The sequence below is a fragment of the Phaeobacter gallaeciensis DSM 26640 genome (assembly GCF_000511385.1).
Lineage (GTDB): Bacteria > Pseudomonadota > Alphaproteobacteria > Rhodobacterales > Rhodobacteraceae > Phaeobacter > Phaeobacter gallaeciensis.
The window spans coordinates 1,460,354-1,476,395 of sequence record NC_023137.1 but is presented as its reverse complement, the minus strand read 5'-3'; the positions used below and the strand labels follow the sequence as shown (position 1 = coordinate 1,476,395).

16 protein-coding genes are annotated in these 16,042 nt (G+C 60.6%); 11 read left to right on the top strand and 5 right to left on the bottom strand.

Features of this window, described 5'->3' with window-relative positions:
* Positions 1–2: 2 nt before the first annotated feature.
* Positions 3–1,427, bottom strand: a complete 1,425-nt coding sequence (locus tag GAL_RS07125; protein WP_024096911.1) for a cytochrome ubiquinol oxidase subunit I — start codon at positions 1,425–1,427, stop codon at positions 3–5.
* Positions 1,428–1,724: 297 nt separating this feature from the next.
* On the opposite strand from GAL_RS07125, the gene GAL_RS07120 reads away from it, so the two are divergent.
* From GAL_RS07120 to GAL_RS07110, 3 genes are all read left to right on the top strand, one after another.
* The gene (locus GAL_RS07120) at positions 1,725–2,393 is read left to right on the top strand and encodes a Crp/Fnr family transcriptional regulator (protein ID WP_024096910.1); all 669 of its coding nucleotides are present in this window, start codon (positions 1,725–1,727) and stop codon (positions 2,391–2,393) included.
* A gap of 113 nt (positions 2,394–2,506) precedes the next feature.
* Entirely contained in the window at positions 2,507–2,719 is a 213-nt protein-coding gene (locus tag GAL_RS07115; RefSeq protein ID WP_024096909.1) for a YgaP family membrane protein, read from the top strand.
* A gap of 120 nt (positions 2,720–2,839) precedes the next feature.
* Positions 2,840–4,594 (top strand): SulP family inorganic anion transporter, encoded by a 1,755-nt coding sequence (locus GAL_RS07110; RefSeq protein WP_024096908.1) that lies wholly within the window; start codon positions 2,840–2,842, stop codon positions 4,592–4,594.
* A 102-nt stretch (positions 4,595–4,696) separates the two neighbouring features.
* Here GAL_RS07110 and GAL_RS07105 read toward each other — a convergent pair whose 3' ends face one another.
* Positions 4,697–6,046 carry a mannose-1-phosphate guanylyltransferase gene (locus GAL_RS07105; RefSeq protein ID WP_024096907.1) on the bottom strand — a complete coding sequence of 450 codons (1,350 nt, stop codon included), beginning with the start codon at positions 6,044–6,046 and terminating at the stop codon, positions 4,697–4,699.
* Positions 6,047–6,285: 239 nt separating this feature from the next.
* On the opposite strand from GAL_RS07105, the gene GAL_RS07100 reads away from it, so the two are divergent.
* From GAL_RS07100 to GAL_RS07090, 3 genes are all read left to right on the top strand, one after another.
* On the top strand, positions 6,286–6,615 hold the full coding sequence (locus tag GAL_RS07100; RefSeq protein ID WP_024096906.1) for a TfoX/Sxy family protein: 330 nt from the start codon (positions 6,286–6,288) through the stop codon (positions 6,613–6,615).
* 69 nt (positions 6,616–6,684) lie between these two features.
* The gene (locus GAL_RS22170) at positions 6,685–6,855 is read left to right on the top strand and encodes a YqaE/Pmp3 family membrane protein (RefSeq protein WP_014874958.1); all 171 of its coding nucleotides are present in this window, start codon (positions 6,685–6,687) and stop codon (positions 6,853–6,855) included.
* Complete coding sequence (locus GAL_RS07090; protein WP_024096905.1) at positions 6,848–7,372, top strand: DUF4112 domain-containing protein; 525 nt, start codon at positions 6,848–6,850, stop codon at positions 7,370–7,372. The genes GAL_RS22170 and GAL_RS07090 overlap by 8 nt, the downstream gene beginning before the upstream one ends.
* Positions 7,373–7,494: 122 nt before the next feature.
* Here the strand turns inward: GAL_RS07090 and ndk are convergent, their stop codons facing one another.
* Positions 7,495–7,917: a nucleoside-diphosphate kinase gene (gene ndk / locus GAL_RS07085; protein ID WP_024096904.1), complete on the bottom strand. Its 423-nt coding sequence runs from the start codon at positions 7,915–7,917 to the stop codon at positions 7,495–7,497.
* Positions 7,918–8,160: 243 nt separating this feature from the next.
* On the opposite strand from ndk, the gene GAL_RS07080 reads away from it, so the two are divergent.
* The 3 genes from GAL_RS07080 to GAL_RS07070 all read left to right on the top strand — a co-directional run bounded on the left by GAL_RS07080 (position 8,161) and on the right by GAL_RS07070 (position 11,283).
* Positions 8,161–10,014: an ABC-F family ATP-binding cassette domain-containing protein gene (locus GAL_RS07080; protein ID WP_040103981.1), complete on the top strand. Its 1,854-nt coding sequence runs from the start codon at positions 8,161–8,163 to the stop codon at positions 10,012–10,014.
* Positions 10,014–10,634 carry a MarC family protein gene (locus GAL_RS07075; RefSeq protein ID WP_024096902.1) on the top strand — a complete coding sequence of 207 codons (621 nt, stop codon included), beginning with the start codon at positions 10,014–10,016 and terminating at the stop codon, positions 10,632–10,634. Before GAL_RS07080 ends, GAL_RS07075 begins: the two co-directional genes overlap by 1 nt.
* A 67-nt stretch (positions 10,635–10,701) precedes the next feature.
* Positions 10,702–11,283 (top strand): retropepsin-like aspartic protease family protein, encoded by a 582-nt coding sequence (locus GAL_RS07070; protein ID WP_024096901.1) that lies wholly within the window; start codon positions 10,702–10,704, stop codon positions 11,281–11,283.
* A gap of 284 nt (positions 11,284–11,567) precedes the next feature.
* Here GAL_RS07070 and GAL_RS07065 read toward each other — a convergent pair whose 3' ends face one another.
* Together GAL_RS07065 and GAL_RS07060 are read right to left on the bottom strand one after the other, a co-directional pair.
* The gene (locus tag GAL_RS07065; protein WP_024096900.1) at positions 11,568–12,041 is read right to left on the bottom strand and encodes a DNA polymerase III subunit chi; all 474 of its coding nucleotides are present in this window, start codon (positions 12,039–12,041) and stop codon (positions 11,568–11,570) included.
* A 34-nt stretch (positions 12,042–12,075) separates the two neighbouring features.
* Complete coding sequence (locus tag GAL_RS07060; RefSeq protein WP_024096899.1) at positions 12,076–13,551, bottom strand: leucyl aminopeptidase; 1,476 nt, start codon at positions 13,549–13,551, stop codon at positions 12,076–12,078.
* A gap of 248 nt (positions 13,552–13,799) precedes the next feature.
* Between GAL_RS07060 and lptF the strand changes: the two genes are divergently transcribed.
* Together lptF and lptG are read left to right on the top strand one after the other, a co-directional pair.
* Positions 13,800–14,942 (top strand): LPS export ABC transporter permease LptF, encoded by a 1,143-nt coding sequence (gene lptF / locus GAL_RS07055; RefSeq protein ID WP_024096898.1) that lies wholly within the window; start codon positions 13,800–13,802, stop codon positions 14,940–14,942.
* A complete protein-coding gene (gene lptG, locus GAL_RS07050; protein ID WP_024096897.1) occupies positions 14,939–16,042 on the top strand; it encodes an LPS export ABC transporter permease LptG in 1,104 nt (367 codons plus the stop codon). Before lptF ends, lptG begins: the two co-directional genes overlap by 4 nt.

Below are 16,042 nucleotides of genomic sequence, written 5' to 3'. Positions count from 1 at the left end.
TGTCAGTTGCCTTGCGGGGTGGGATCATCGGTGATGTCTGGGTCGACCTGCTGCGCCGGGGTGATCCCCGCCGCCCGCACCGGCCCGTCACGTAGGCCAAGATTGCGGGTCGCAGGTGCCTTGTTCATCATGCGCAGGATGTAGAAGGTTCCGGCCCCGAAGATGAAGAAGTAGACAATCACAAACGCTGTCAGCGAGGCCGCGACCGCAGGTGCGGACACCGGCGCCAGACTGTCAGAGGTGCGCAGAAGGCCATAGACCGTGAACGGCTGGCGCCCAACCTCAGTCGTGATCCAACCGGCCAGAACTGCGACGAACCCCATCGGCGCCATGGCAATCGAAGCGCGGTGCAGCCAGCGACTGTCATAGAGCTGCCCGCGTAAACGCCCCCAGAGCGACCAGAGCCCAAGACCCGCCATCACAAAGCCTAGGCCTACCATAACACGGAAACTCCAGAACAGGATCGCGACCGGTGGCTCGTCCTCGTCCGGAATGGTGTCCAGCCCGGCCAGAGGCGCGTTCAGATCATGTTTCAGGATCAGGCTCGAGAGCTTTGGGATCTCAATCGCATAGTCGATTGACTTGGTTTCGGCATTTGGCAGCCCGAACAGGATCAACGGTGCCCCCTCAGGGTGACTGTCATAGTGACCTTCCATTGCCATCACCTTGGCGGGTTGATGTTCCAGTGTGTTCAGCCCGTGTGTGTCCCCGGCGAAGATCTGGAGCGGGGCGACCACCACCAGCATCCACATCGCCATGGAGAACATCCGTCGCGCCGCTGCATCGGTTTTGTCGCGCAGTAAGTGCAAGGCACCAACGCCCCCCACCACCAGCGCAGTGGTGAGGAAAGCCGCCAGCACCATATGCACCAAGCGGTAGGGGAAAGAGGGATTAAAGACGATCTGCCACCAATCCTCTGGCACAAACTGGCCCACGTCATTGATGCTGTATCCTGCAGGCGTCTGCATCCAGCTGTTCACACTCAGGATCCATGTCGCTGACATTAACGTGCCAAAGGCCACCATGGCAGTGGCGAACATATGCAGCCTGTCCCCTACACGAGCACGTCCAAACAACATGATGCCGAGGAACCCGGCCTCAAGAAAAAACGCAGACAGCACCTCATAGGCCATCAATGGGCCAAGCACCGGGCCGGTCTTATCGGAGAACACCGACCAATTGGTGCCAAACTGGTAAGACATCACAATACCGGAGACGACCCCCATGCCAAAGGCAACCGCGAAGATCTTCTTCCAGTATTCAAACAGGGTGTAGTAGGTTTCATCCCGGGTGCGCAGCCATTGCGCGTTCAAAACAGCCAGATAGCTGGCCAAACCGATGGAGAACGCCGGGAAAATGATGTGAAACGAGACAGTGAACGCAAACTGCATCCGTGCCAGTGTCTCGGCTGTCAGCCCATCAAACATATCTGGTCTCTTTCCTAGAATTCGGTGCCACCCCCGACCGGTTTGGAGTACGAACAGTGGTGGGGTGGCCTTTTTTCTTGTGACAAAGCTAATACCGGAGCGCAGATTTGCAGGTGGCAGAAAGCCGCAGCGCGGCGACAGGTCTCAGGTTTTCAGAATAGCGCCGGTTTATGCTAACCGCTGAAAAAGCCGTTGCACAGCCTGTTTCAACGGGCTTTGACAGGGCTGAGCAGGGTCAAACCTCTGGTCCGCAGGTGAAGATGGCAGAATGGCGCAGGCAAGAACGGAATGACAGCTATGACCCCGGCACACCCCCTCTGGATTGATCGGTTCGCCGGATTGGCCAGGTTGGATGCAGAAACCAAGGCGCATATCCTCGCTGAGGCCGTGCAGATAAACGTGCCGAAAGGCACAGTGATTTTTGGACCCGGCAAATCACCCGAAAACATGCTGTTCCTGCTGGACGGAACGGTGCGGGTGCAGCAGGTTTCCTACAGCGGGCGCGAGATCCTGCTGTACCGGATCAATGCGGGCGAAAGCTGTGTGCTGACCACCGCCTGCCTGCTGGCCTATGAGGATTACGCAGCAGAAGGCATTGCCGAGACAGATGTTGCCGCCGCTGCCCTGCCCCGTTCGGTGTTTGACGCGCTGGTCGCCACCTCGGCAGAGTTCCGCAGTTTTGTCTTCTCGGCCTTCTCCAAGCGGATCACCGATTTGTTTCTGGTGATTGACGAGGTTGCGTTTCAGCGCGTTGACGTGCGGCTGGCGCAGGGGCTTTTGGATCTGGCCGGAGCAGATGATCATCTGGCGGTGACCCATCAGCAACTGGCCGTGGATCTGGGCACCGCCCGCGAGGTGGTGTCGCGCCAGATGCAGGAGTTTCAGCGCCGTGGCTGGGTGCAGCTGGCGCGTGGCAGTATCGACCTGGTGAACCGCGAGGCGTTGCAGCAGCTGGCCGGGCGCTAACCCACCGGCCCCCCCGGATTTGACGATACACCTGCGCAAGGGTGACTTTGTCACAGACATCGACAAGGCATCTGCTGTTTGTGGTGGGGAGATATCGCCAAGGAGTAGATAAGATGACCAGAAACGTCGGCACCCTCGACCGGATGATACGCCTGATGCTGGGCGTGGCCCTCATTGCCGCGCCCTTTGTCAGCGGATTTGCCATTTTTGCCGCAACCTGGGCCACGGTGTTGTCGGTGGTTGTCGGGGTGGTGATGCTTCTGGTGGCGCTCACCCGCAGCTGCCCAGTCTACACGATGCTTGGTTTGCGCAGCTGCAAGCTCTGATCCCAAACCTGTTGTGCAGTCTGCAGCTTGCCCCCCCCTGGCGCTGTCGTTCAAGGGAACCTACGAGTTTGACACGCCTCCCGCTGCCAGACTGCACGTGACACGCAAAGAAAGACCTGAATGCCCTCTCTCCTGACCCGCTATGTCCCGCTTTTGACCTGGGGGCGGGAGTATGACCGACTGACCCTGACCAATGACCTGATCGCAGCGGTGATTGTCACCATCATGTTGATCCCGCAGTCGCTGGCCTATGCGTTGCTGGCGGGTTTGCCGCCTGAGGCCGGGCTTTATGCCTCAATCGTGCCAATCCTGCTCTATGCGGTGTTTGGCACCAGTCGGGCGCTGGCGGTGGGCCCCGTCGCCGTGGTGTCGCTGATGACTGCCGCCAGCCTCAGCCAAATCACCGCACAGGGAAGCATGGGCTACGCGGTTGCGGCCCTGTCGCTGGCCGTGCTGTCGGGCGCGATCCTATTGGCGATGGGGCTGCTGCGGCTGGGGTTTCTAGCAAATTTCCTGTCACATCCGGTGATTGCCGGATTTATCACCGCCTCCGGCGTGCTGATCGCCACCAGTCAGATCAAGCACCTGCTAGGGATCACAGCCGAAGGTCATACGCTGCCGGAGTTGGTCCTGTCACTGTTGGAGCATCTGCCGCAGCTCAACTGGCCAACCGCGCTGATCGGCGGCGGCGCGACAGCATTTCTGTTCTGGGTGCGGCGCGGGCTGAACCCGGCCCTGCGTCGGCTCGGGGTCGGGACGCGCATGGCGGGTTTTCTGACCAAAGCCGGGCCAGTTGCGGCGGTTGTCGTGACCACGCTGACCGTCTGGGGACTAGGGCTGGCAGAAAGTGGTGTGAAGATTGTCGGCGCGGTGCCGCAAGCGCTGCCACCCCTCACTCTGCCGGATCTGTCACAGGATCTGCTGGCGCAGCTGCTGCTACCTGCGGTACTGATTTCCGTCATCGGATTTGTGGAATCGATTTCCGTGGCGCAAACGCTCGCCGCAAAGCGGCGGCAGCGGATCGACCCGGATCAGGAGCTGATCGGACTGGGCACCGCCAACCTTGGCGCGGCTTTTACCGGCGGCTTTCCGGTGACCGGTGGGTTCTCCCGTTCAGTGGTGAATTTTGATGCCGGAGCGGAAACCCCTGCAGCGGGCGCGTTCACCGCAGTTGGGCTGGCAATTGCCGCCGTTGCCCTAACGCCGCTGATCTACTTCCTGCCCAAGGCGACCCTTGCCGCGACCATCATCACCGCCGTTTTGGGGTTGGTGGATTTCTCTATCCTGCGCAAGAGCTGGGACTATTCCAAAGCAGATTTTGCCGCTGTTCTGGCCACCATCACGCTGACGCTGTTGATGGGTGTCGAGGCGGGCGTTTCGGCTGGGGTGGTCCTGTCGATTTTGCTGCATCTCTACAAATCTTCCCGCCCGCATATTGCCGAGGTGGGTCGGGTGCCGGGCACCGAACACTTCCGCAATATCCTGCGCCATGAGGTGGAGACCTACCCCAGCCTGCTGACCCTGCGCGTCGACGAGAGCCTGTTTTTTGCCAACGCTCGTTTTCTGGAGGATTGCATCCACAGGCGGGTGGCGGATGACCCTGTCATCGATCATGTCGTGCTGCACTGCGCCGCGATCAACGACATCGACCTCAGTGCACTGGAATCCCTAGAGGAAATCATGCACCGGCTGTCAGAGATGGGCGTGATGCTGCATCTGTCAGAGGTGAAGGGGCCGGTGATGGACCGGTTGCGGCGCGGGGCGCTGCTGGATCACCTCACTGGCAAGGTCTTCCTGAGCCAGCACGATGCGGTGGAGGCATTGCGGCCTGCTGGGAGCGAGGCACGTCTCTCCGCACCGTCCCTCAGGAGCTAGATGTTTGGTCCAGACCAAAGGCAAACCGGGCCGCGAAATACTGCGGCCCGTGTCTCTCTGGTGAGCTGATGAGTAACCCCTGCAGGTGGTCCGGTTGGGCCTCTAAGCAACGCCAGACAGGATCCTGCGTTCTGCCATCCGGACGCTGCGGGCCGGCGCCACTTCGATCAGGTGCAGGGGGCGAATGCCGATATTATCGATCTGCTGAATTTCGCCGCCGCTGGTGAGGCTCTGATCCCGCCAGACCATCTGTACCCGCTCCTGCGACGAGATCATTGCGGATCCTTCAACCACCCGCCAATGGGTGCCGAGGGTTGCCACCGAAAGCGGCAGGCTTTGTCCGGGCAACACAGTCAAATGTTTGACGATATGCTGCGCGCCCATATCGAGAGTCTCGCTGTGACCCCAGCTCTCGATCGCGCCTTGGTCGGCAGTGCGAGCCCCCCCTTCGCGCAGCTGATCGCTATACCAGCTAGCCAACGTCGCGGCATCGCTGCTCTCGCGCATTGTGGCGGCGGGGCGTTCGGCAGGCGCCCTGCGGCTATGCGGCAGGGTTTTGCACCAGCCAGCCTCACCGGAGACGCTACCGGACAGCCAAGCCTCCCATTCGGCATCGCTGGCGACCTCAGGCTCCACCTGCCAAGCGTCAAGTTCATTCCAGCCCGCATCAAGTTCCACAACCGAAAGACCATCAAGATGGCGCAGCACCGCATTTTCAAAGGGGATGTCACGGGAGCGGCGATAGCTTTCGGCGTCCAGCGTCAAGATACCGTCAACCTGAAGGCCTCGGGCAACCGCCGTCTTGCTCGGCATCAGGATCCGGGCGGCATGCTTTTTGTAGGCTGCCAGCAGCGTGTCGAGCCGGGCAAGGTAAATGCCAGTGTTCCAAAGCTTTGCGGCAGGCTGTTCACGCCAGCCATCGAAGGCCGGGTTGCGCTGATCGAGGAACTTGCTGACCGGGGTGACGCCATCGGCAACCAAGCTGCGGGCACATTCAATGTAGCCATGGCTGCGGCAAGCACGATCCGTTTGCACCCCCAACATCACTATATCGCCCTGCTGCGCTGCCAGAACCCCCTGAGCCAAAGCATCCTGAAGCTGGTTGGCGTCATCAAAATCCTGATCCGCAGGCAGGATCAGAACAAGACTGTCAGCCGCTGCCCGCAGGCTATGCAAAGCCGCGATCACACCTGCAGCGGTTTTGGTGGCTCCGGGTTCCAGCAGCAACTGCCCGGTGATGCCTGTTGCCTCCATCTGCGTGTGAACCACCTCAGCAAAGATATCACTGGTCAGAACTGTCGGCGCCTGAAATTCAGGCGCGGCAACAGCCGACAGGACAGTTTGAAAGCGGCTCTCGACACCCGTGGCGTCTTCAAAATGCATGGGCACCATATCTGCGCTGCTGGCGATATCGGAAGCTGTGGCTCCGGCGAGAATGATAGGGTAGATCATGCTGCAGTCCTTTCGGCGTATCCTGACGGTTCTGGGATGACCCAGAGCGGGCGTGTTGATCTCACATTAAGGTCTTCAGTGATCACGATCTTCTATCCAGTGGGTGTTTCCGGGCGCGAAAAAGGATAGCGCCAGCACAACCTTAGCGTTCGACCTCTGTGCAATTCATCATAGAAATGTTTCAAATTTCCCTAAAATCTCACCGTGACACAGTAGCGTCCGGCGGATATGTTCCCGGTATGTCCACTCCTGTATCCTCCATCCGCAATCTTGGCCCTGCCTTTGAGGCGGCCTGCACCAAGGCGGGCATCCCCTCTGCCGAGGCGCTGCGCGCGCTGGGGGCGGATGCGGCCTATACCCGACTGCTGGAGGCGGGCAACCGGCCGCATTTCATCGGTTATTACGTCTTGGTGATGGCCCTGCAGGGGCGGCCCTGGAACGACTGTAAAGGGGCCGAGAAAGCAGAGCTGCGCAAACGATTTGATGCGCTGAAAGCTGGCAGCTTTGATGACCGTAAGTCGGAATTCGAGCGTGCGCTTAATGAGATCGGTGTGATCGAGCGGCAGTGAAAAGTGGAACCATTCCCAAGCTGCGCGAGTTGTGTCTGTAACAGCAACCAAAACTTTGGGAGAGCTATCATGGATCTTATTCGTATCATCGCCGCCGTTATTCTACCGCCGCTGGGCGTCTTTCTTCAAGTCGGTCTGGGCAAACATTTCTGGCTGAATATCCTGCTGACCCTGCTGGGCTATATCCCCGGCATCGTTCACGCCGTCTGGGTGATCGCACGGGAACCCCAACATGCCTAATGTCGACACCCCGCATGAGGAGCGCCTTCAGTCGCTTGAGCGGCTGGCGCATGGCATGGACCGCGCCTTCCGCGTGCCTGTTCTGGGCGCGCGGATCGGCTGGGACAGCATCCTGGGACTGGTTCCGGGTGTCGGCGACGCGCTGGCACTGGCACCGGCGGGGTATATCGTGTTGTCCGGCTACCGCATGGGCGCGTCACCCGGTACACTTGCGCGGATGGTCGGTAACATTGGCGTTGACGCGGTGATCGGCACGATCCCCTTGGTGGGCGATCTGTTCGACATCGGCTGGAAAGCCAATTTGCGTAATGTTGCCATTCTGAGGCGGCATCTCGAAAAAAAGACGATGGCGGGCGAGCCTTTGGCCATACGGCTGGCCCGCAGGGGGTTCGATCATATCAACGCCCCAACCCGCAAGACATTGAAGGCCGCCCGTAACCTGCCTCACCGGTTGCATCGCCGCAGCGGTAGAGCGACCGTAAGCAGCACAGGCGAGAAACGTCTGCGTCACAGTTGACCGACATCACTGACGCTCGCACCAACAGGTATATCTCGCACCAACAGGTATATTATGAAAAAGGCCGCCCCGGATGCTCCGGCGCGGCCTTTCTCTTGTCTTCCTGCTGAAACAGCGGTGGCTTAGCCGACCAGTTCCAGACCGGAGAAGAAATACGCGATCTCAACCGCAGCGGTTTCCGGTGCGTCGGAACCGTGAACGGAGTTTTCGCCAACGGATTCGGCGAACTCAGCGCGGATGGTGCCCGCAGCAGCGTCGGCCGGGTTGGTTGCGCCCATGACTTCGCGGTTTTTCGCGATGGCGTTTTCGCCTTCCAGAACCTGAGCAACGATCGGCGCGGATGCCATGAATTCGCAAAGTTCGTCGTAGAACGGACGCTCAGCGTGTACGGCGTAGAATTCGCCCGCTTGCGCTTTGGTCAGGTGGATGCGCTTTTGGGCGACAACGCGCAGACCTGCGTCTTCGAACTTGGCGTTGATTTTACCGGTCAGGTTGCGACGGGTTGCATCGGGTTTGATGATCGAAAAGGTACGTTCCAGAGCCATTTGGCATACTCCTGCATATTGGGCCGCGGAAAGGACCTCCCGGGGCCGGAAACTTCGCGCGCCGCCTAACATGGCTTGCGCCTCATGGGAAGGGGGTTGTTGCACTCCCCCTGCCCGACGCGGCCCATCAGCGGGCCAAAGTCGCGACATATATACCCGTTCCCCCGCCTTGCGGCGCGCTTTGCCCCATCTGCCGTGCCGTGGCCGATTGACAGCACCGGGTCGCTGGGTCACACCGCCCCTATGTTACGTATTAGCGATATCTCCTATGCGGTCGAAGGCCGTCTTCTGTTCGATGGCGCCAGCGCCACGATCCCCACAGGCCACAAGGTCGGGCTGGTTGGCCGCAATGGCACCGGCAAGACGACGCTGTTTCGCCTGATCCGCAATGAGCTGTCGCTGGAATCCGGCAGTATCTCCCTGCCCAGCCGATCACGTATAGGGGGCGTCGCACAGGAGGCCCCGGCCTCGGATGTGTCGCTGATTGAGACGGTGCTGGCAGCCGACACCGAGCGGGCGGAGCTGCTGGCGGAGGCAGAGACCGCAACGGACCCCAACCGTATCGCCGAAATTCAGACGCGGCTGAGCGATATCGATGCCTGGTCGGCGGAGGCGCGCGCCGCCTCGATCCTGAAGGGGCTGGGGTTCGACTATGAGGCGCAGCAGCGCCCCTGTTCGGATTTCTCCGGCGGTTGGCGGATGCGGGTGGCACTGGCAGCGGTGCTGTTTTCGCAGCCGGATCTGCTGCTGCTTGATGAACCGACCAACTATCTGGATCTGGAAGGCGCGCTGTGGCTGGAGGCCTATCTGGTCAAATACCCGCACACCGTGATCATCATCAGCCACGACCGCGAGCTGTTGAACCGCTCGGTGAACGGTATCCTGCATCTGGAAGACCTCGGGCTGACGTTTTATTCCGGCAACTACGATCAGTTTGCCCGCCAGCGCGCAGCCAACCGTGCCAATCAGGCCGCGCAAGCCAAGAAGCAGGACGCGCGCCGCGCGCATCTGCAAGCGTTCGTGGACCGGTTCAAAGCCAAGGCCAGCAAGGCCAAACAGGCGCAAAGCCGGGTGAAGATGCTGGAGAAGATGGAAACCATCCGCGCGCCCGAAGATGCGGCGCGCACGGTCTTCACCTTCCCCGAACCGGAAGAGCTGTCGCCGCCGATCATCGCCACCGAGGGCGCATCGGTCGGTTATGACGGCACTACGATCCTGAGCCGCTTGGATCTGCGCATCGATCAGGACGACCGGATCGCGCTTCTGGGCAAAAACGGTGAGGGCAAATCGACCCTGTCGAAAATGCTGTCCGGGCGCCTGGATGTGATGGGCGGCAAGATGACCCAATCCAGCAAGCTTCGGATCGGGTTTTTCGCCCAGCATCAGGTGGATGAATTGCATATTGACGAAACCCCCTTGCAGCATCTGCAACGCGAACGCCCGAATGAGGGACAGGCCCGGCTGCGCGCGCGGCTGGCGGGGTTTGGTCTTGGGTCCGATCAGGCGGATACGGAGGTCGGGCGGCTCTCCGGTGGGCAAAAGGCGCGTCTGTCGCTGCTCCTGGCCACCCTGCCCGCACCGCATCTGTTGATCCTCGATGAGCCGACCAACCACCTGGATATTGAAAGCCGCGAAGCGCTGGTTGAGGCGCTGACCGCCTATTCCGGCGCGGTCATTCTGGTCAGCCACGATATGCACCTCCTCAGTCTTGTGGCGGATCGGTTGTGGCTGGTCTCCGGCGGCACGGTGAAGCCCTATGAAGGGGATCTGCCCTCCTACCGCGATTTGCTGCTGACACGCGACAAACCCGCAGGCAAATCCAAACCAAAGGCCGAAAAGCCCAAACGCCCCTCGCGCGACGCGCTGCTTGCCTTGCGCGCCGAAGTCCGCAAAGGTGAAGCACGGCTGGAGAAGGTCAGTGAAATGCGGGACAAGCTGGCTAAAAAGCTGGCCGATCCGGCCCTCTATGACGAAGAGCGCAAGGATGAGGCCGTGGTCTGGCAACGCAAATACGCCGAAGTGATGGAAGCGCAGGATCGGGCAGAGGATCTGTGGCTGAAGGCCGTGGAGAAGCTTGAGAAAGCGGAGGCGCTGTGATGGATACGGCCTTTCTGATCACCTCTTTTGTCACCCTGTTTGTGATCGTGGATCCGATTGGCCTGACCCCCATCTTTCTGGCGCTGACGCAAGGCATGACACCGGCGCAGCGCCGGGCGATTGCCCTGCGCTCGACTGTGACGGCGGCGATCTTGCTGGCAGTGTTCGCTGCCTTTGGTGAGGCGGTGCTGGGGTTTGCCGGGATTTCCATGGCGGCTTTCCGCATCGCGGGCGGCGTTTTGCTGTTCCTGACCGCCCTCGACATGCTGTTTGAGCGCCGCAACAAGCGGCGTGAGGACCGCAGCGAGGAAGATGATTTCGACGATCCTTCTGTCTTCCCGCTGGCGATCCCGCTGATTGCCGGCCCCGGCTCCATCGCGACGGTGATCCTGCTGACCGGGCAGCAGCCGGGTTTTGCCGGGTTTGCCATGGTGATGGGCGTCGTCTTTGCGGTGCTGGGTATCCTGCTGGTCATGTGCCTGTTCTCCGGCCTGTTTGAGCGGCTTTTGGGTAAGACAGGCATTACCGTCGTGACCCGCCTCTTGGGGATGCTGCTGGCTGCGCTGTCGGTCCAGTTTGTGCTGGACGGTCTGCGTGCCTTTGGCTTTGCCGGGGGCTAACCCATCGCAAGTGACCGAACGCTCCCCATATTGAAGGGGAGCACAGATATTCCCTAGGAGACAGACATTGGACGCGATCGACACCCCACGGCTGATTTATCTGCTGCTGCTGCTGGTGGCCGTTGGCTCCTGGGTGTTCGTGCAAAACCGACATGGGCTGGGCAAGACCGTGCAGCAGCTGGCAATCTGGGCGTTCATCTTTCTTGGGGTGATTGCGGGCTACGGGCTTTGGGAGGATATCCGCAGCACCGTTCAGCCACAGCAGGTGGTGATGCGTGATGAGGGGCGCGTGGATGTGCCCCGCGCCCGCGATGGGCATTATTACCTGACCGTGGATGTGAACGACGTGCCGGTGCAGTTTCTGGTCGATACCGGCGCCAGCGCCGTGGTGCTGAACGAAGAAGACGCCCGGCGGGTTGGCCTGAACCCTGATGATCTGGCCTATCTGGGACGCGCACGCACCGCCAATGGCGAGGTGCGCACTGCCTTGGCCAAAGTCGAGAGCATGTCGCTAGGCGACATCACAGACCGCAATATTACCCTCTCGGTCAATGAGGGGCAGATGGACCAGTCCCTTCTAGGGATGGATTATCTGCAACGCTGGTCCAGTATCGAGATCCGCAACGGGTCACTGATCCTGACCCGCTGAGCAGGTGCAGACCTGCGCTTTAGGGTCAGGACCCATCAATCCTGCATCACTGGCGCGCGAACGGCAAAAAATGCAGTGGTTTTGAGCGCGCCGGGACTGGCGGTGTCAATTCCAAGCGTTCAAAGCCACTGCTTTGCAGTGGTTCGCACGTCCGGGGATTTGGCTGATTTTGCCTCTGAGCCGTGTCACATCTCCTTGAAATAGAACCACTATTCCTGCGGACATGTTCCTTGTCAGAGACAAAATCAGTCGAACCAGAGGTGCAGGATTGATGGGTCCTGACCCTAGTCGGCGCCCGCCGTTTTCTCGGCTTTTTTCTGCCAGCGCCCGCTTTCTTCGGACCAATATTGCGCGGAACAGCCCGCATCGGTGAGGGATTTCCACTGCACCCGCGCGCGGGCGACCGCGTCCGGGTTGGTGCCATCAAAGAGGATGCAGACACGCTCCAACGCAGTGACCTCCTCCGCCGTGACCTCGGCCCCATCCACCGCCATCAGGCAGCTTGCACCAGGCACCGGCGTGGTCTCATGGCTGAGCAGGACAGGCTGAAGCGCGTCATGGGGGCCGCCGACCAGACCATGGGGGAGGAACTGATCCTCCGCCCCCAGCCACAGCCGCTCGTCCAGCCGCGTGATCCGTGGCAGGTCCACGCCGCGCACGACAATGCGCCAGCCAGCGCCAAGCGCCTTCTCAAGCAGCACCGGCAGCGTCTCCTCAAGGGACCGCCGGGTCAGATGGTAAAAATAGGCCGCACCCATGGTTTACGTCTCCGCCTGCCCCACGCTGCCTGTTTCACTCTGCTTCGAACATATTCTGCACAAGGCGGCTGAGCGCCATGACACCCCAGCCGGTGGCACCTTTGGGCGCATAATCGGTATCACTTTTAACGGAGGCCACACCGGCAATATCTAGATGGATCCATGGGGTGTCGTCTTTGACAAAGCGTTGCAGGAACTGTGCTGCGGTGACAGAGCCCGCAGCGCGGCCACCGATGTTTTTCATATCCGCGATGCGCGATTTCAGCAGATCATCATAGGCCTTGCCCAGCGGCATCCGCCATGCGCCCTCGCCCTCTGCCTCGGCAGCCTTGAGGAAGGCATTGCAAAGGTTGTCATCATTGGAGAACACACCGGCGTTTTCATGCCCGAGGCCAATGATGATTGCGCCAGTCAGAGTGGCAAGATCGATCATGCCCGCAGGTTTGAAGCGCTCCTGAGCGTACCACATCACATCGCAGAGCACCAAGCGGCCCTCGGCATCGGTGTTGATCACCTCGACGGTGTCACCCTTCATCGATTTGATGACATCGCCGGGACGGGTCGCATTGCCCGACGGCATGTTTTCCACCAGCCCGACAAGCCCAACAACATTGGCCTTTGCCTTGCGCAGGGCCAAGGCGCGCATGGTGCCCGCAACGACGCCAGCACCGCCCATATCCATAGTCATATCTTCCATGCCCGCCGCAGGCTTCAGCGAGATGCCGCCAGTGTCAAAGACAACGCCCTTGCCCACCAGCGCCAGCGGGGCGGCATCGTTGTCGCCGCCATTCCACTGCATCACAACCACCTTGGAGGGGCTGTCAGAGCCCTGCCCAACCGAAAGCAGCGTCCGCATACCCAGCTCTTCCAGTTGGTCCTCTTCCAGCACCTCAACCGTGAGGCCGAGGCTCTCCATCTCTGCCAGACGATTGGCAAATTCGGTGGTGGTCAGCACGTTCGCAGGCTCATTGACCAGATCACGGGTCATATGCACGCCCTCGGCCACAGCTGCCAGCGGGCCGAAGTTGGCCTCGATATCAGCGGGGGATTTATGGGCGATAACCACCTCGGCCTCGGACGGGTCCTTGTCAGCGGTTTTGTGATCGTCAAAACGGTAATCGCGCAGTGCCATTCCAAGCGCCAGATCTGCGGCGCGCGGCATGGAGCCCGCCATCACCGTCACCGGCTTGCCACCGCTGCGGGCGGCCAGTTTGGCGCCGGCTTTGCGCGCCTCGATGGTACTGATCCGGCGCGGGGTCACAAGGATGTCCAGAGCCTCGGCCTTCATGCCTGCGGGCCAGGCCAGCGAGATCACATCGCCGGATTTGGCCTTCTCAAAGCTCTTGGCCTCGACCAGACGCGCCAGCGCACCTTTGGTCAGCCGGTTCGCCGTGCGCGCAGCCTGCCCCAATGTCCCTTCGGGGGTGATCTGAACCACCACGCGGCCCTCGATATCTGAGAGGGTCTTGGGATCAAATTCGACAAAACGAGTGGGGGTCAGCGGACGCATATTCGGGGCTCCTGTCAGGGTCAGTTCGCGGGGTCAATTCCTCAATCCCCAACAGGTAGCCTGCCTGCGTGGAGATGACTAGGGTCAGATATATTTTAGCGCCGCCCTCGGCACAGATGGCGTGGAGGCCGCCGCGTATCAGACCGCCACCGGCTGACTGTCGCGCGCGTTCAGAATGCAGTTTTCCCCGGCAATGAAATCCTCTAAGGTCACCTCAAAACAAGGGCAGTAGGATCTGGGGGGATCGCGTGTCACGATACGACAGATATGTGCTGTCCCAATACCTGCTGTTTTTCGGGTTCTTTGCCTTGATTCTGGTGGCTGTGTTCTGGATCAACCGCGCTGTGGTGCTGTTTGACCGGTTGATCGGTGATGGGCAGTCGGCTCTGGTTTTCCTTGAATTCACCGCGCTCGCCTTGCCGAATCTGGTGCGTATGGTGCTGCCGGTTGCGGCCTTTGCCGCCTCGGTCTGGGTGACCAACCGGCTCAATAGCGAGAGCGAACTGACGGTTTTGCGTGCCACCGGCACCAGTCCTTGGCAAATGGCCAAGCCTGCACTGGTCTTTGGCCTCATCACGGCTGCGATGATGTCGATCCTCACCCATATACTGTTGCCGGCGTCTATTGCCACGCTGGAGCAACGCGAATCCGAAGTTGCCCGCAATGTGACCGCCAAGTTGTTGAGCGAGGGCGATTTCCTGCATCCGGCGCGGGGCGTGACCTTCTACATCGGGCGGATTGATCCGGATGGCACGCTCAACGATGTGTTTCTGTCGGACCGCCGCAACCCGGCTGAAAGCGTCACCTACACCGGCGGCAAGGCCTATCTGGTGCGCGACGGTGAGAAAACACATCTGGTGATGGTTGATGGTATGTCGCAGCGCATCGACGCTGAGACTCAACGTCTTTCATCCACCATATTCTCCGATTTTTCCTATGATATCAGTAGCCTTGCCAACAAAGCTGAAGAAAAAACCCGCAATATTCGCGCCATTCCCAGCCTGGAATTGCTGCGTGACCGCGCCAAGTTGATTGCCGATGGTCCCTATAGTGCGGGGGCGTTGGCGGAGGAGCTGCACCTTCGGTTTGCGCGTGCGCTGGTCTGTGTTGCGGTCGTGATGATCGGGTTTGCGGCGCTGATGCTGGGCGGGTTTTCACGCTTTGGGGTCTGGCGGCAGGCCTTGCTGGCCTTTGTCCTGCTGATCTTCATTGAGGGGCTTCGCGGCGTGGTGTCGGAACCGGTGCTACAGAACGCGGATCTCTGGCCGTTGATCTACCTGCCAACGCTGATCGGGCTGCTGGTCGGGCTGGTCTTCCTGCAACTGGCAGCGAAGCCACTGGGGCCAGTTCTGGCTCGCAGCCGCCATACCCGCAGGGAGCGTGCGACATGACCCTCGACTTCTATTACGCGCGCCGGTTTCTTCAATGGTTTGCAGTGATTTGCGGGGTTTTGTTAACCCTTGTGATGCTGATCGACCTGAACGAGCAAATCCGCCGGTTTGAGGCGCAGGATCTGTCGCTGGGCCAGTTGTTCGGCCTCACCCTGCTGAACACGCCGGCCGCGCTGAGTGAATTTCTGCCGCTGATCATGATCCTGACGACCATCGTGCTGTTCATCGGGCTGGCCCGCAGCAGCGAATTGGTGGTGACCCGCGCCATTGGCCGCTCCGGCATCCGGGCGCTGGCCGCGCCGGTGTTGCTGGCGGCTCTCATTGGTGTGCTGGCCGTGAGCACGCTGAACCCGATCGTGGCGGCGACCTCCAACCGCTACCGCGACCTTGCGGAGACCTATCGCAACGGCGGCCCGGCGGCGCTGTCGCTTACTGGTGAAGGGCTGTGGCTGCGGCAGGGTGGCGCGCAGGGACAATCGGTCATTCATGCCACCGGCTATAGCGGCGATACTGAGAATATCACGCTTTATGATGTGACGATCCTGTCCTACGGACCGGAAGGGCGCCCGATCCGTCAGACGCTGGCGGAAGAGGCTGCATTGGATGACGGTGACTGGGTTTTGACCAAGGCCAAGGTCTGGCCGCTGATTGTCGGCGTGAACCCCGAGACCAATGCCGAGCGTCACCCTGTCTTGCGGCTGTCGACCACGCTGACCTCGGAACGGATCCGTGACACGCTGGGCACCGCGACGGGGATCTCAATTTACGATCTGCCCGCCACAATTCGCGAACTCTCAGAGGCGGGGTTTTCCACCAAACGCTATGAGGTCTGGTTGCAGGTCGAACTTGCGCGGCCTTTGTTCCTGATCGCCATGGCGTTGGTCGGGGCAGCCTTCACCATGCGCCATGCGCGGTTTGGTGGCACGGGGCTGGCGGTGCTGACTGCGGTGCTGTTGGGCTTTGGGCTTTATTTCCTGCGCAATTTCGCGCAGATCCTGGGGGAGAATGGTCAGATCCCTGTGGCGCTGGCCGGCTGGGCACCGCCGGTGGCCGCGATCCTGCTGACGATGGGGTTACTCTTACATGCCGAGGACGGATAA

Coding starts and splice junctions, on each gene's coding strand:
- GAL_RS07125 (WP_024096911.1), bottom strand. CDS start 1,427: ATGTTTGATGGGCTGACAGCCGAGACACTGGCACGGATGCAGTTTGCG.
- GAL_RS07120 (WP_024096910.1), top strand. CDS start 1,725: ATGACCCCGGCACACCCCCTCTGGATTGATCGGTTCGCCGGATTGGCC.
- GAL_RS07115 (WP_024096909.1), top strand. CDS start 2,507: ATGACCAGAAACGTCGGCACCCTCGACCGGATGATACGCCTGATGCTG.
- GAL_RS07110 (WP_024096908.1), top strand. CDS start 2,840: ATGCCCTCTCTCCTGACCCGCTATGTCCCGCTTTTGACCTGGGGGCGG.
- GAL_RS07105 (WP_024096907.1), bottom strand. CDS start 6,046: ATGATCTACCCTATCATTCTCGCCGGAGCCACAGCTTCCGATATCGCC.
- GAL_RS07100 (WP_024096906.1), top strand. CDS start 6,286: ATGTCCACTCCTGTATCCTCCATCCGCAATCTTGGCCCTGCCTTTGAG.
- GAL_RS22170 (WP_014874958.1), top strand. CDS start 6,685: ATGGATCTTATTCGTATCATCGCCGCCGTTATTCTACCGCCGCTGGGC.
- GAL_RS07090 (WP_024096905.1), top strand. CDS start 6,848: ATGCCTAATGTCGACACCCCGCATGAGGAGCGCCTTCAGTCGCTTGAG.
- ndk (WP_024096904.1), bottom strand. CDS start 7,917: ATGGCTCTGGAACGTACCTTTTCGATCATCAAACCCGATGCAACCCGT.
- GAL_RS07080 (WP_040103981.1), top strand. CDS start 8,161: ATGTTACGTATTAGCGATATCTCCTATGCGGTCGAAGGCCGTCTTCTG.
- GAL_RS07075 (WP_024096902.1), top strand. CDS start 10,014: ATGGATACGGCCTTTCTGATCACCTCTTTTGTCACCCTGTTTGTGATC.
- GAL_RS07065 (WP_024096900.1), bottom strand. CDS start 12,041: ATGGGTGCGGCCTATTTTTACCATCTGACCCGGCGGTCCCTTGAGGAG.
- GAL_RS07060 (WP_024096899.1), bottom strand. CDS start 13,551: ATGCGTCCGCTGACCCCCACTCGTTTTGTCGAATTTGATCCCAAGACC.
- lptG (WP_024096897.1), top strand. CDS start 14,939: ATGACCCTCGACTTCTATTACGCGCGCCGGTTTCTTCAATGGTTTGCA.